This is a genomic window from Hymenobacter swuensis DY53 (genome assembly GCF_000576555.1).
GTDB lineage: Bacteria > Bacteroidota > Bacteroidia > Cytophagales > Hymenobacteraceae > Hymenobacter > Hymenobacter swuensis.
Genome location: NZ_CP007145.1, coordinates 1,488,695 through 1,502,028, shown reverse-complemented (window position 1 = coordinate 1,502,028; position 13,334 = coordinate 1,488,695). Strand labels below are relative to the sequence as shown.

At 60.2% G+C, this 13,334-nt stretch carries 13 protein-coding genes; 6 read left to right on the top strand and 7 right to left on the bottom strand.

The features are described 5' to 3' along the window. Nucleotides 1-118: 118 nt before the first annotated feature. Nucleotides 119-1,750 (bottom strand): amidase, encoded by a 1,632-nt coding sequence (locus HSW_RS07915; RefSeq protein ID WP_044004304.1) that lies wholly within the window; start codon nucleotides 1,748-1,750, stop codon nucleotides 119-121. A 238-nt stretch (nucleotides 1,751-1,988) separates the two neighbouring features. Here HSW_RS07915 and HSW_RS07910 point away from each other — a divergent pair, with 238 nt between their 5' ends. Continuing rightward, nucleotides 1,989-2,408 (top strand): hypothetical protein, encoded by a 420-nt coding sequence (locus HSW_RS07910; RefSeq protein WP_044001495.1) that lies wholly within the window; start codon nucleotides 1,989-1,991, stop codon nucleotides 2,406-2,408. A 64-nt stretch (nucleotides 2,409-2,472) separates the two neighbouring features. Next, nucleotides 2,473-3,480 (top strand): SMP-30/gluconolactonase/LRE family protein, encoded by a 1,008-nt coding sequence (locus tag HSW_RS07905; RefSeq protein ID WP_197031965.1) that lies wholly within the window; start codon nucleotides 2,473-2,475, stop codon nucleotides 3,478-3,480. Between the two features lie 68 nt (nucleotides 3,481-3,548). Here the strand turns inward: HSW_RS07905 and HSW_RS07900 are convergent, their stop codons facing one another. Continuing rightward, nucleotides 3,549-5,699, bottom strand: coding sequence for a hypothetical protein (locus HSW_RS07900; protein WP_155832877.1), 2,151 nt, complete (start codon nucleotides 5,697-5,699; stop codon nucleotides 3,549-3,551). A gap of 152 nt (nucleotides 5,700-5,851) precedes the next feature. Between HSW_RS07900 and HSW_RS24945 the strand changes: the two genes are divergently transcribed. From HSW_RS24945 to HSW_RS07885, 4 genes are all read left to right on the top strand, one after another. After that, on the top strand, nucleotides 5,852-5,986 hold the full coding sequence (locus HSW_RS24945; protein WP_262489410.1) for a hypothetical protein: 135 nt from the start codon (nucleotides 5,852-5,854) through the stop codon (nucleotides 5,984-5,986). Nucleotides 5,987-6,013: 27 nt separating this feature from the next. Then, on the top strand, nucleotides 6,014-6,592 hold the full coding sequence (locus HSW_RS07895; RefSeq protein ID WP_052346234.1) for a 2'-5' RNA ligase family protein: 579 nt from the start codon (nucleotides 6,014-6,016) through the stop codon (nucleotides 6,590-6,592). A gap of 95 nt (nucleotides 6,593-6,687) precedes the next feature. Beyond that, nucleotides 6,688-7,149: a hypothetical protein gene (locus HSW_RS07890; RefSeq protein WP_044001493.1), complete on the top strand. Its 462-nt coding sequence runs from the start codon at nucleotides 6,688-6,690 to the stop codon at nucleotides 7,147-7,149. A 145-nt stretch (nucleotides 7,150-7,294) separates the two neighbouring features. Next, the gene (locus tag HSW_RS07885; protein WP_044001492.1) at nucleotides 7,295-7,765 is read left to right on the top strand and encodes a hypothetical protein; all 471 of its coding nucleotides are present in this window, start codon (nucleotides 7,295-7,297) and stop codon (nucleotides 7,763-7,765) included. A 94-nt stretch (nucleotides 7,766-7,859) separates the two neighbouring features. Here HSW_RS07885 and HSW_RS07880 read toward each other — a convergent pair whose 3' ends face one another. From HSW_RS07880 to HSW_RS07860, 5 genes are all read right to left on the bottom strand, one after another. Beyond that, nucleotides 7,860-8,621: an SDR family NAD(P)-dependent oxidoreductase gene (locus HSW_RS07880; protein ID WP_044001491.1), complete on the bottom strand. Its 762-nt coding sequence runs from the start codon at nucleotides 8,619-8,621 to the stop codon at nucleotides 7,860-7,862. A 474-nt stretch (nucleotides 8,622-9,095) separates the two neighbouring features. Beyond that, on the bottom strand, nucleotides 9,096-9,503 hold the full coding sequence (locus HSW_RS07875) for a helix-turn-helix domain-containing protein (protein ID WP_044001490.1): 408 nt from the start codon (nucleotides 9,501-9,503) through the stop codon (nucleotides 9,096-9,098). 18 nt (nucleotides 9,504-9,521) lie between these two features. Continuing rightward, complete coding sequence (locus tag HSW_RS07870; RefSeq protein ID WP_044001489.1) at nucleotides 9,522-9,983, bottom strand: hypothetical protein; 462 nt, start codon at nucleotides 9,981-9,983, stop codon at nucleotides 9,522-9,524. A 229-nt stretch (nucleotides 9,984-10,212) separates the two neighbouring features. Beyond that, the gene (locus HSW_RS07865) at nucleotides 10,213-12,012 is read right to left on the bottom strand and encodes a M61 family metallopeptidase (RefSeq protein ID WP_081768320.1); all 1,800 of its coding nucleotides are present in this window, start codon (nucleotides 12,010-12,012) and stop codon (nucleotides 10,213-10,215) included. 108 nt (nucleotides 12,013-12,120) lie between these two features. Then, entirely contained in the window at nucleotides 12,121-13,212 is a 1,092-nt protein-coding gene (locus HSW_RS07860; RefSeq protein ID WP_044001488.1) for an SMP-30/gluconolactonase/LRE family protein, read from the bottom strand. Between the last annotated feature and the right edge of the window lie 122 nt (nucleotides 13,213-13,334).

The following is a 13,334-nucleotide window of genomic DNA, read 5'->3' as shown; positions in this document are numbered from 1 at the left end:
TTTCCGTCGCCTTGTTAGTCTACCCAACACAGCCGGCGGCGCCTCGGGGCAGTAGTCGGACTACCGCCCCGAGGCGCCGCCGGCCCGGAGTATTGCGCTTACAGCTGTCGGGGTGCGTCTACCCCACAAACGGAGCCTTGAATTCCGGAGCAACCCGCTTTTTCGAGGCCTGCTCGTACGCATAAGCCAACGTCAGCAAGGGGCCTTCCTGGTACGCGCCGCCCACGAAGGAGAGGCCTACCGGCAAGCCGTGCGCCTGGCCCATGGGCACCGTAATGTGCGGATAACCCGCCATAGCCGCCGGCGACGAAAACCCCGGGCCGCCGCCTCCGTCGCCGTTAATCAGGTCGATGCAACGGGCGGGAGCGTTGGTAATGGCCACGATGCCGTCGAGCTTGTTTTCGCGCAGCACGCCATCTAGAGCAGCGCGGGCTCCCTGGTGCGACTTGCGTAGCGCTGCCTGGTACTTGGGGCTGCTGAGGCCGTCCAGCTTCTCGGAGGCTTCCAGAATTTCCTGCTGGAAGAAGGGCATGGCTTTGGGCTTGTTTTCGGTGTTGAAGCGGATGACATCCGAGAGGGTTTTCACGCCCGCGCCGGCCGTGGCCAGGTACTTGTTCACGCCGTCCTTGAACTCGTAGAGCAGCACGTCGTACTCAGCCTCCCCCAACGGGTCAGTTTGCTTTTCCACCTCTACCTCCACAATGGTCGCACCCTGGGCCTTCAGCACTTCCAAGGCTGCTTGCAGCAGGGCAATGGCATCGGAGGAGCCTTTCAGGTGGCCTTTCTCCACCCCGAGGCGTTTGCCTTTGAGGCCGTTCGGCGTCAGAAATTTCGTGTAATCGGACTGAATTTTGCCGGTGCTTTCCTTGGTCACGGCATCATCGGCGTCCTCACCGGCCAACGCCCCCAGCAGAATAGCCGCGTCGCGGACGGTGCGGGTCATGGGGCCGGCCGTGTCCTGGGTGGCGGAAATAGGGATGATGCCCGCGCGGCTCCACAGGCCCACCGTCGGCTTGAAGCCCACCAGCCCGCAGCAGGAGGCCGGCGACACAATGGAACCATCTGTTTCGGTGCCGATGGCCAAAGCGCAGAAGTTAGCCGCCGCCGCCACGCCCGAGCCGGAGCTGGAACCACTGGGCGTGCGGTCGAGGATGTACGGGTTTTTGGTCTGACCGCCCCGGCTGCTCCAGCCGCTGGTGCTGCGCGTGGAGCGGAAGTTGGCCCATTCGCTCAGGTTGGTTTTGCCCAGCACAATAGCCCCGGCTTCGCGTAGCTTTTTGATAATAAAGGCATCCTGTTGCGCCTTGTGGCCGGCCAGGGCCAGGGAGCCGGCGGTAGTCTGCTGCTGATCGGCGGTGTTGATGTTGTCCTTGATGAGCACCGGAATCCCGTGCAGCGGGCCACGCAGCTTGCCGCTTTTGCGCTCCTCATCCAGCTGATCGGCAAGCTTGAGGGCGTCAGGGTTGGTTTCCAGCACGGCATGGAGTTTCGGGCCGGCTTTGTCGAGCTGTTTAATGCGCTCTAAGTACAGTTCCGTGATGCGGCGGGCCGTAAGCTGACCGCTTTTCATCTTCTCCTGCAAATCGGCCACGGTGGCTTCGTGCAACTCGAAACCGGCGACGGGACTGGCAGCAGCATCAGTAGCAGGCGTGGCAGGCTTATCGGAGCCAGAGGAACAGGCGGCAAGGGAAACGGTGGAGAGAGCGAGGCCGGCGAGGGAGCCGTTACGCAGGAAAATTCGGCGGTTCATACGGTGCAGGAAGAGGCAGGTTTGGTTTTCCAAGGTAGCAGGGAAACACATCTAATCGGAGACAGGCCGCGTATTTATTCCCCCTAGCGCATTATTTCGTGTTCCTACACATAATCAGCCCCAAACTTGTTGCAGCTGGCCGTATTTCAGGCAACAAGGTCTGCCGGATTATCGTTTTTCCAGCTGCTATCCGCTTGTTCTACTACCGTATCCCACCCTTGCTGCTCTACCTGCCTCTATGCAACTCGAACTTATTCTGGAACTACCACAACTAACCATCAGCTACGACCACGACAACCAGTGGCTATACGTGAACTGGCAGGGCGTACATAACCAAGACTCGACGCGGCAGGGCTGCCTGCTGATTTTGGAGGTGATACGCCAGCGGCCCGTCGCCAAAATCCTGAACGACAATACCAACATCACGCACCCATCTTTTCAGGTAACGGAATGGGGTATTAGCTGGCTGCGGACGATGCATACCGCGGGCCTGCACTACATGGCCTGGGTATACGCTCCCACTTTTCCGCAGCGCCGGGCCTCGGAAGCCATTGTGCAGTACCTGGCCAACCCCACGGTGGCATCCTTTGATGATCTGGCTACGGCTTACTACTGGCTCCGGCAGCAACAGGTGTCGGGGCCGCCTATGTCGGCATAATTCTACACGGGCGAAGCCGTACGCACGCCGTAAGCACGGATGTACCAACATCCAATTCCGCGTTATGCCTGTTTCTCTTCCTGTTTTTCCGGTCCGCACCCTGGCCGCCTTGTTGCTTACGGCCCTACTGGCACCTGCCTGTTCCGATGACGACGATGAAACCACCTCCCCCGGCGTGCCCGACGCGGTGGCTTTTACGCAGGCGGGCCTCTACCCCGAAGGCGTGCAGTACGATGCCACCGACAACCGCTTTTTCGTGAGTTCCCAAACGCGCGGGGCCATCGGGCAGGTGAAGGACGACGGCACCTATACGCAGTTTGCCGACGATGCCGTGCTGATTTCCACCATCGGGATGCGTCTGGATGAGGGCCGTAACCGGCTGCTGGTGGCCGTGTCTGACCCGGGCTATAACACGGCGCGTACTTCTACCGCTACCCAGCGCAAGCTAGCCGGTCTGGCCAGCTTCAACCGGGCCAACGGCCAGCGCCTCAGCTACACCGACTTGGGGGCCCTGCGCCCCGGGCAGAACCATTTTGCCAATGATATTGCCGTGGATGCCCAGGGCAACGCGTACGTCACCGACAGTTTTTCTCCTATCATCTACAAAGTGGATGTGCAGGGTGTGGCTACCATTTTTCTGGAAAATGCGCAGTTGGCCGCGCCGGCCGGAGCTTTTGGCCTCAATGGTATTGTGTACCATCCGGATGGGTACCTGCTGGTGGCTAAATCCAACGAAGGCGTGCTGTTCAAGGTCCCGCTGACCAACCCCACGGCTTTCACCAAGGTAGCCAGTGCCCAAAATCTGATGGGTGCCGATGGCCTGCTGCTGCAGGATAACAATACGCTGCAGGTGGTAACCAACGCCCAGGCTAAAGTGTACCGACTCACCTCGGCCGATGCCTGGGCCACGGCGACGGTATCGGGTACGTTCAGCACGCCGCCGCAGTACCCTACTACCCTGGCCCGCCGTGAGGGTGCCGACAGCTACGTGCTGTACTCCAACCTCAACGCTTTGCAGGCCAGCCAGAACCCGCCCGTATCGGTATTCACCATTGCCCGGGTGAAGTTCTAGAGCCTGCTCACATCATTGCCTGATAGCCCGTTATGCTCCCCCGGCTTTTGCCCCGGCAGCGTAACGGGCTATTCTCCTTCACTGAGTTTTTTGGCCAGCCCCGAGGGTACTCCGGCACTGTTCAGCAAGCCGCTCACCAGCCCCTGCCGCCACAGCGAAAACACCGAAAAACGCCGCTCCCGACCCGAACTCATCCGCCCCGACTGCAGCGGCTGCCCGGGCCGTCGGGGGTTGTTGTCCCGAATAAAAATGCCGTTGACCAGGGAAGTCCCGGCGCGGTGCAGCAACCCCGGCTTGTTCTGGCGGTTAAGCAGCTGCAGTTTCAGGTCGGTGTAGTGCCCCCACATGGTCCCCTCGGCGGCAGCTTGGCTTAGCTCCATCTGAAAGCGAATCCTGTTTATCTGGCCGCTCTTGAAACCCAGGCCCCGGGTTGGCACCGTCATGGCGTTGAGGATGGCTAAAGGAGCTGCCCCGAACACACCCGTAACGGTATGCCGCCCGGCCGGGTCCAGCAGATTTGCCCGCAGCGTCAGGCGGGCCAGGCACTGATTCTGGAGCCGGCCGCTGGCCTCCCCGGTAAGAGGGTGCGTGGCATTCATGCGGCGCGGGTCGTTGCTGAGGTTGCGCAGCGTACCCGCAAACCGGGTTATCTGTAGGGAGCCGGGCTGTGGGCTGCGTGGGGACCGGTACAGCATGGTGATAGTGGCCTGCCTGACCTGTAGCAGCTGCAGAGCAAAGCGGAACGGCACCCGCCCCAGAGCCTCGGGCGTCACGCGGGAAATGGCCGGATTGATCGGAAAGCGCCCGTCGCTCCGGGTAGTGACGCGGGGAGCACGCACTGTAAGAGTAGCAGCCCGCAGCTGCGCCTGGTTCAGGGCCGCCGGGAAATCGAGCCCGGTAAGTGCCAGCTCAGAGATACGAGCCGTTACGTGGGCCGCCTGATGGCCCTTGCTCTGCGCCAGCTCCACCACCGACATCGTGGGCATTAACGCTATGTTCGTCAGCTGTAGCCGGCCCGCTCGTGTATCGGCACGCAGCCGCTGCCAAGCCAGGTGGTAGTACGGCGCGTTGAGCGTGGCCGTGGCGCGGCCGGTTTGTACCCGCCAGGCCTGCGCGTAGTACATGCCCACCGGCCGGCCAGCATACGGCAACACCTGCACCCGGGAACCGGTGATATGCACATCGGCCACGGCCGGGGCCAGCTCTGTACCGGCTATTCGCACCTGCCCATTGGTAACTACTAAAGTTTTCAACTGGCACTGGCGCAGATACGGGGCCAGTGCTTCGTGCAGCGCGGGTGGTTTGCGGGCGGGCAGCGTCAGGGCCATCCGGGGGGAGGCAACCCACAACGAATCGGCCTGAAACTGCCGGCGCGTAAGGCCTGCGGCATCTACCCCGGTCAGTACCAGCCGAGGCAAGGCCAGACTCACCCGCACATTGCGGCTTCGCCGGGAGGTGATGCTTTGCAACGGATGAATGGTCATGGAATCGGCTTCCAGCCGCCGCGACCCGGAGGCTGCCATCAGGCGGCGCAGGCGCAGCTGGTGGCCGGGCACCTGGGCCATCAGGTTGCGGACCTCCACTGCCACGGCCGCCGCGTACCCGATACGGCTGGAATCGGCCGCGCCGGCCGCACTGAATCGCACATCCCAGAGTAACAAAGTCGCATCCCCTATTCGTACGGCAGGTGTATTTGCCGCACCGTACAAACCCTGGGCGTGCCGCACGACTACTTTGCCAATCAGCAGCCCTTCTATTGGCAACTGCCGGTGCAGGGGCAACGCGGACGCGCTTTGGGGCCAGCCACTCAGCTGCACGGTCACAGCATTAAGCGTCACACTATCCAGCGGAACTTCGCTGCGCCGGAGCAGCTGCCATAGGCCAACGCCCGCTATTTGTAGCGTACCCAACGTAGCTTCCACCTGCGGCAGCCGCGCCGAATCAGCCGTACGCCCGACGGTGCGCAGGTGCAGGGCGCGCAGTTCGGCGCGGCGGTGCCAGAGGCTGGTGTGCAGCTCACCGATGCGCAACTGGTAGCGGCCATGGCTGGCGGTCTGTACTTTCTCCTGCAGCGCGCGGCGCAACCAGGGGTCGAGCCAGAACGTGAGTCCGGCCCATATTCCTACGGCCAATAACCCTACCACTACCAGCAGCCAATGGCCCCAACGGCGGCGAGAAGCAGGAACAGCAACGGAAGGTAAGACAGGTTGGGTAGGCACGGCAGGACTTGCGGAAGGGCAGTCAGGGACTATTAGCGGTATGTACATCTTTTGTCCTAGTCTGGTTGCATCCAGCCAACGGCCTAATCAGCCTGGAAATCTTACCTTCGCTTTACCGAGCTACCACCTGTTTTCCTGCTGTCCCACTTTGTATGCTCTCGGTTCCCGACGACCTTACGTCGCTGCTACCGGCGCAACTCCGGCCCATACGCCGAAGCGGTAATGTGCTATCGGTAGTAGCCCAGGCCCAGCTTTCCGGTGGCCGGATTCGCCAGCCAGCCAACTAATCGTACGTGCTTCCAGTTAAAAGACCGATGCTTGCTATAACCTCCCTGTTGAACGCCCAGAACGCGGATCGGATCAACCGCCTGATTAAGAGCCTGGAGTCGGAATTCGGGCTTGATGACGTGCAGGCCACCCCCGATCCGCACATCACCTACCAGCTGGCCGGCGTCCGTAAGCTCTCCGCCCTGAAGCAGGTACTGCGCGACGTGGCCCGCCATACGCAGCCATTCGTGGCCCATACTACCGGCCTGGGTGTTTTCCCGGGGCCCAATCCGGTCATCTATATCCCAGTACTGCGCTCCGATGCGCTCAACCATCTGCACCGGCGGGTGCTGCGGGCCACGGCGCCGCTGTGCCTGCGCACCGATAAATTCAGCGGCCCCGACTGCTGGCTGCCCCATATTTCCCTGGCTTTGCATGATACCACGCCCGAGCTGCTGGGCCCCGTAATGCAATACCTTAACCATCAGACATTTAACTTAAAGCTGGCCGTCACTAATCTGGCTATTCTGCGGGAAGAGGGCGAGCAGTTTGTGCCGGAGAAGATTTTTTCATTCGAAGGCCATAAGCACGAGCCGGCTCCTTCTCTTTTTGAAGCCTCTAAATAGAGTCGGAAGCCAGAATTTATGCTCCAAGCTGTAGCAATTTCGCCGCTAGCCCCGACCTTTACCGCCTCCACTTCACCTTCTGACCTTTTCTGTTCATGTACCAACCTGTACTTCTCCTCCACTCCTGGACGCGCTGGCTCGTTCTCATTTTTGGCCTGATTGCCATTTTCCGCGCTTTCTCTGGATGGCAGGGGCGTAAGCCCTACGTGGGGGCCGATAACGGCATGGGCGCAGCCTTTGTAGGCTCCATGCACCTGCAGCTGCTGCTGGGGATTATTCTGTATTTCATCAGCCCGGTGGGCGTTAAGGCTTTTGAAACGGCGGGCAGTGCCGTAATGAAGGACCCTACCAGCCGGTTCTTCGCCGTGGAGCACCTAGTGGGTATGTTGCTGGCGGTAATAGCCGCTCAGGTAGGCCGGACCTTATCCAAAAAATCCACCGACCCCGTGCTGAAGCACAGGAAGGCATTTACCTGGTTTTTAATTGCACTACTGCTTGTTCTTCTTATGATACCCTGGGGTATCTGGAATCCAGCCCGCCCGCTTTTTCACGTTTAAAGTACCCAGAAACACGTTTTAAACGAAATTAACACTCCTGAAAAGACCAACCAGCCGGTTGGTCTTTTTTTGTTATTCCGTGATACGCTCTACGGCAAATTTCTATCTTGCCCCCGTTCTTTTCCCACCTAACCATTCTACACACGTGACCAAACTTCTTCCTCTCAGCCTGCTCCTGCTTTGCGGCTGCGAACAGGAAATCACCCCCAGCCAGACAATTAGCCAAACGTCGGCAGCCAACAGCACCGTGGCCCGCACCACCTCCACCGACTCCTACATGCGGGGTTATGCTCAGTATGAGCAATGTCTGTGGGGCCAGGGAGCCTGTGGCGTCGCCTCCACGCCCGACATGACGGAGCGCACCGGCGGCCCCTCCCTGCGCACGCCGCGCGTGCGTCTCACGCTACGGCAGCAGCGCCTTGATGTGCAGTTCCTCACGCCCTTCGACCCGGAAGTGAAAGTGCTAACCATCCGGCCCACGGAGGAGTTCTTCGTGGCCCAGCCCGAAACCGATGCGCTGGGTGCACACGCCATCAAAATCAAGCGCGGGGCCTACCCCATTGATACGCGCATGGGCGAGTACGGCGGCGTGCATTTCAACGTACAGATCTTCTAACCGACTACCCTAACGACAGTGGCCCGTACCCGGCCGGGGAGGCTGGATACGGGCCACTGTGCGTTTCGCCGCTTGGCGCGTTGCCGGCGTTTGGTTAGATGAACATGCCGCCGGAAGCTTCCAGGCGTTGCGCATTCACCCATTTAGCGTCCTCAGTGCAGAGGAAAGCCACCACCGGACCGATATCATCGGGCAGCCCCACCCGACCAAGGGCCGTGGCCCCGGCCAGGTGGTCGTTGATCTGCTTGTTGTCGCGCACCATGCCACCGCCGAAGTCGGTTTCAATGGCCCCGGGGGCTACCGTATTTACGGCAATACCGCGGGTACCCAACTCCTTGGCCTGGTAGCGGGTCAGCACTTCAATAGCGCCCTTCATGCTGGCATAGGCCGAAGACCCGGGATTGGAAAACCGTGCCAGTCCCGACGAGATATTGATGATCCGCCCACTGTCATTGAGCAGCGGCAGGGCCTTCTGGGTGAGGAAAAACGGCCCTTTTAGGTGGACATTAACCATCTCATCAAACTGCGCCTCCGTGGTATCGGCGAACATGGCATATAGGGCCGTACCCGCGTTGTTGATGAGGAAATCGAACGTATCGGTGCTGAAGGTGGCCTGTAGCGCGGCCTTCACCTGATCAAAGAAACCGTCGAAGGACGTAGTGTCGGAAGCGTCGAGCTGCAGGGCGGCAGCTTTACGGCCCTGCGCCTCAATTTCGGCTACTACGGCATCAGCTTCGTCTTTTTTGCTGTGATAGGTCAGAATGACATCAATGCCTTTGCCGGCTAGGCTCAGGGCCATGTTCTTACCGAGGCCACGGCTACCGCCGGTTACGAGGGCTATTTTGCTGGTGCTCATGCGCGTTCTTGGGTTAAGTGATACGGCAAAGGTCGGGCTCGGGAGCCGCCGCGCTCTGGTGAGTAGTTCAGTTTAACTGGTGACAGTTTCCGTTTTTACATCTTATCATACCGTCAGGCAGTAGGCGTTGGCTCATTGGTTATACGTCACGCCAGTTACCGTATCATGCTCTAGAAAGACACGGGCAGCATCTGGCGCGCCAAAGCCCATAGCATATTCCAGCACTTGCGCAGCTGGCTCACCAGGCCAGACATATGCTGTATCCGGCTTGCCTAACAGCGCAATTACTTCTGATTGATTCATCCCGACTTTGACCTGAGGAAGTCGTTCGTACACATAATCCCCCCGGCCGAACAACGTAGAAACCAGCTAGTAAACCAGCAAAACCAGCAGTGCAAACAGAAGGGAACCCAGCAATTTCTTCATGCATCAAACTGATAAGCATCCTAAAACCTCTTGAACAGGATAAGCAGATCACGCCGCGCTGGACTCCCGTTGCACGGCCCACAGTTCCTCGCGGTACTGCCGGGGTGTGGTGCCCACGAAATGCTTGAAGAACTTGGTGAAGTTAGACGGGTCGTAGGTCAACCGGGCGGCCACTTCCGCCACTGACAGGCGCGGGTCGAGCAGCAGTGCTTTGGATTCCGCCACCAGTTTGCGCTCATAAATAGCGCAGGGCGCTTCGCCGGTCGTGAGCTTGAGCGTGTTGCTGAGGTGGGTAGGATGAATGCACAGCTGGCCAGCAAAATCCCGGATTTCCAGTGCCTCCGTGGCCCGCCCGGCCACCAGATCATCAACGTGGGCATGTACCAGCCGGGTGAAGTCGGCAGTTATTTCGTACTGGCGGGCCAGGATCTTCTTGGGGATGGCAGTGGTTGGCATAGGTTGAGGAGAGGTAGGTTAGCCGTCTATCCGAACAAAGTACGGGTCGAAATTGCGCCAGAGGACGGTAACCGTATGGTTCGGGTCGTGGTGCGTTTCAAAGAAAAGCTCCCATCCTACTGGCTGGTTTTCTGTCAGTAATGGAATATGCAACCCAACCGGCCAGAATTCGGCCTGAAAATCATGCACCGTGAAGCCGGGTTCCCAGTTGCGAAATTCAGCCACAATAAGCACCTGGGCGAGGTCGGCCAGTTGAGGGTAATGTGTCTCAATAGCATGATAAAAAACCTTTTGTGCCGCTGTGGGGCCAGTGCGTGGCGCATCGAAGCTTATATCGAGTGTATGCCCGGTGGGCCCGAATGTGCAGGCTCCTTTAAAATAGCCGGCACTTTTGCGGTCAGTAGCTATCCACTGCAGCTGACCAACTACTTTGTCCTGCACATAGACAAGCTTTCCGAACAAGAACTCCCGGATCTTCATGCGGCAGTTTAGCAGTTTGGGGAACGGTGTATACTATATCCCACAAAGTAACGGTGATACCAGTACCATGTCAGCATGCGAGGTTTCTTAATAAGCCCGAAATGACGGTTTTAGATTAACTGCAGAAGGAATAGCGCCACACACAGCACAGGCTACCCTTCTCGTTTTTACGCAAAAAGGCCTCCAAACGTACTGTCCGGAAGCCTTTTTATATTCTTCTATCTGCCAGTTACAGGTTCTTCAGCCATGCTTCCCGCAGGGCCAGCTGGGCGGCGGTGGCAGTAGGATTCTGGGTGAACACGTAGCGCTTCACTTCTTCGGTACTGCCCAGCTTCACGCGTACGGTTTGCTCCTGGCCGCTGCGGCTGATGGTGAGCGGCAGCTCGGACCCGGGGGCGCGGCTACCGGCCCGGCGCAGGCCCGTAAAGTCGTTGCGCACGCCATCCACGGCCACCAGCTGGTCGCCTACCTGCACGCCGGCGGCAGCCACCGGACCGGTTACGCGGGTGAAGTACACATTGGCTTCGCGCGGAGCCAGCCCAATAGCGCCCACCGTGGCTACTTGCTTACCGGTATGCACAATAGGCTGATAGTTTACGCCCACTTTAGCGTAGTATTCGGCCAAAGGCAGCGGCTCGGCATTCTGCACGTAGCGCTTAAAGAAGTCGCCGATTTCAGGGTACGTCAGCTTGGTGAAGTCTTCGAAGAAGGTTTTTTCGCTGAAGGGCTTGTTGGGGCCGTACTGCTTGGCCAGCTGCAGCAGCACGTCGCGGAGGCCGCGCTTGCCGCCACTCAGCTCCAGCAGGCGCAAATCAAGCAGACCAGCCGTGAGGGCCCCGCGCTGGTAGATGTTGCCGTACTGGCGCTGGCCTTCGTCGGAGAAGGAATTCAGGCCCAGGCGGCTTAGGCTGTAGGTAGTATCGGTGCGGGTCCGGTCATACTGCACTTTGTCGTGCAGGGTGCTCAGGTAGTCGTCCAGGGGCACCAGGCCGCCGCGTAGCTGCATCATGTGCGAGGCCCACTCGGTGGTGCCTTCGTAGAGCCACAAGTGCTCGGAGCCGGTGGGCTGCACGAAGTTGAACTGCTCAATCACCTCGGAATGAATGTTGAGCGGCGTCATCACGTGGAAGAACTCGTGGGCCGCAATATCTACCACGCCCTGCGCCGACTCGGGCGTGAGGGGTTGCTCGGGCAGCACGTACTCGGAGCTGTAGGAATGTTCCCAGGCCCCGGCCGAGCGGTCGGCGAAGTGGTAGAGGAAGGCGTAGCGCTGCACCGGCAGCTGGCCCCCGAAGAAGCTCTGGGCGGCGGTCAGCATCTTCTGCATGTAGCCCAGCAGTGGCTCGGCCTGCACCTTATCGGTGGCCGAGTAGCAGTAGAGCGCCACGTCGGCGTTACCCAGCTTGGTGTTGGCTTCGGTGAGGCGACCCAGCAGAATGGGCGAATCCACGGCGTGGTCGTAGTCCTGCAAGTGGTAGTAGCCGTCCTTATCGGCCTGCAGCACCGAGCCGGCCTTCCAGCCACTGGGGTATTGCAGCTTCAGGCGCAGCGGGGCGGCCTGCATACCCTGAGGGTAGCCCAGCAGCGTCTGGCCGTTGAGCAGGGCGTGGTCGATTTCCAGCGAGGAGCCGCACATGCGGTAGATGTTGTGCTCCTTCACCGGGGTGTCCCAGGTTTCGGCAATGGTGTAGCGGATTTCGCGCGTTTTGTCGGGCTGGCTGAGCTGGTACTGATTGGTGTTGAGCTGCTTTACTTCCAGCGGCTTGCCTTTTTCGTCGAAGGCTTGGAAGTTGCTCACAAAGCGGCCCATATCCATCACCTGGTAGGTGCCGGGCGCGGTGGCCGCAAACTGGTAGATGGCTTGGTCCTTTTTGAGCTTGGGCAGCTCCAGTTTTACCTGAAAGGCATTGCTGTTGGTGGCAGGGTCCATGCTCACAGTGTAGGTCAGCTCCTTAGGGCCTTTGGCCAGGGCCGGCGCGGCCAGGCCCAGCAAAGCGGCCAGGGTAGCCGAACGGAAAATCGGGTTCATGCAGGGAAGATGGGATGAAAAGAGGGCTAACAGACGCGGCCCAGCCCCAACCGTTGCGTTGGAGCCGGGCCGCGCGAGCCGCAAAGATTACCCAAAATCGGGAAGCGGTTACGGCAGCTTCATTCGGAACAGGCGGAACGGGTATTCCACCCGGTCCTGGCCGTTGTTCCACTTGGGCGTGCGCTCAATCTGGGCGGCGGTGAGGTAGAGGTAGCCGTCGGGGCCGAGGCCAAACGAATCGGGCCAGAGTAGACGCGCATCGCGCACTACGGTTTCCAGACGGCCGGCCGGCGTCACGCGGCGCACGGCGTGGCCCGGCGAGTCGGTGAGGTACACGTTGCCGGCGGCATCGGCCAGTATGCCGTGCGAGATGCCCACCTCCCCTAGTTCCTCCACCTGCGCGGCCACCTGGGCCGGGCTGAGGCTGGCGTCGCGCAGGGCCTCGGTGGTAATGCGGTAGAGCTTGGTCTGGTTGATTGCGCGGTAGTAGAGGTAGCGAAAGTCGTGGGTCAGGGCAATGCCATTCACGTTGCTGCTGAACGCCTTGCCGTTCTTGTCCTTCACTTCCTTGCCATCAATCCGCAGCACGAAGCCCGGGGCGGCCAGCACCGACTTATGGCCCTGCAGCACCAGACGGCTACGGCCGGTGCGCAAATCCAGCACCACCAGCGCGGCCAGCTTGGGGTCCGACAGATACGCCACCTGCTGCTCGGTATCTACGCGCACGTCGTTGAGGCCCGACCGTTCCCGGGGCAAATCCTCGAACCGGTAAATGCGCTCTACCTTGTTGGTGGCTAGGTTGAGGTGCACCAGCTTCACGCCTTCTTTCAGGGGGGCTTCGTCGTCGGGGTTGGCGGGGTCGAGCACCCAGAGGTGGTCGTTGCGGTCCACGAACAAGGCCTGCACATTCACCCAGCGGCTGGCAGCTTTCGTTGAGTCCCACTGGTTCCAGGTGGCATCGGGGAAGGGCCGCCGCTGCCCGTTCACCAGCTCCGCCAGCCCGAAATCATAGTCTTTCTGCTTCTTGGGGAAGGTCACGAAAATGCGGTTCTGCTGCGACACGGTCACCCCAATGGGCTGGTGGCGGCCAAACTCGGCCACCGGTTCCAGGGTGGCAAGCGGCTGAACGGATTGAGCGGAAGCGGCGGAAGCAAGCATAAGCAGGTTGGCAGTAAGCAACAGTACTCGGATTGGTTTCATGGCGAACAGCGCGGGTTTGGCGGCAGACGGGAGCCCGTTCCTACGCGGCCTCGCAACGGAAGTTGGCAACCGCCGCCACAACCCCAGGGCGTAACTGCCGGTACAGCAACGCAGGCCCCGAC

Excerpts from the sequence above, each read along its gene's own strand:
- HSW_RS07860 (WP_044001488.1), bottom strand. The coding sequence starts at position 13,212 with ATGAAACCAATCCGAGTACTGTTGCTTACTGCCAACCTGCTTATGCTT.
- HSW_RS07870 (WP_044001489.1), bottom strand. The coding sequence starts at position 9,983 with ATGAAGATCCGGGAGTTCTTGTTCGGAAAGCTTGTCTATGTGCAGGAC.
- HSW_RS07875 (WP_044001490.1), bottom strand. The coding sequence starts at position 9,503 with ATGCCAACCACTGCCATCCCCAAGAAGATCCTGGCCCGCCAGTACGAA.
- HSW_RS07880 (WP_044001491.1), bottom strand. The coding sequence starts at position 8,621 with ATGAGCACCAGCAAAATAGCCCTCGTAACCGGCGGTAGCCGTGGCCTC.
- HSW_RS07915 (WP_044004304.1), bottom strand. The coding sequence starts at position 1,750 with ATGAACCGCCGAATTTTCCTGCGTAACGGCTCCCTCGCCGGCCTCGCT.
- HSW_RS07890 (WP_044001493.1), top strand. The coding sequence starts at position 6,688 with ATGTACCAACCTGTACTTCTCCTCCACTCCTGGACGCGCTGGCTCGTT.
- HSW_RS07910 (WP_044001495.1), top strand. The coding sequence starts at position 1,989 with ATGCAACTCGAACTTATTCTGGAACTACCACAACTAACCATCAGCTAC.
- HSW_RS07895 (WP_052346234.1), top strand. The coding sequence starts at position 6,014 with ATGCTTGCTATAACCTCCCTGTTGAACGCCCAGAACGCGGATCGGATC.
- HSW_RS24945 (WP_262489410.1), top strand. The coding sequence starts at position 5,852 with ATGCTCTCGGTTCCCGACGACCTTACGTCGCTGCTACCGGCGCAACTC.
- HSW_RS07865 (WP_081768320.1), bottom strand. The coding sequence starts at position 12,012 with ATGAACCCGATTTTCCGTTCGGCTACCCTGGCCGCTTTGCTGGGCCTG.
- HSW_RS07905 (WP_197031965.1), top strand. The coding sequence starts at position 2,473 with ATGCCTGTTTCTCTTCCTGTTTTTCCGGTCCGCACCCTGGCCGCCTTG.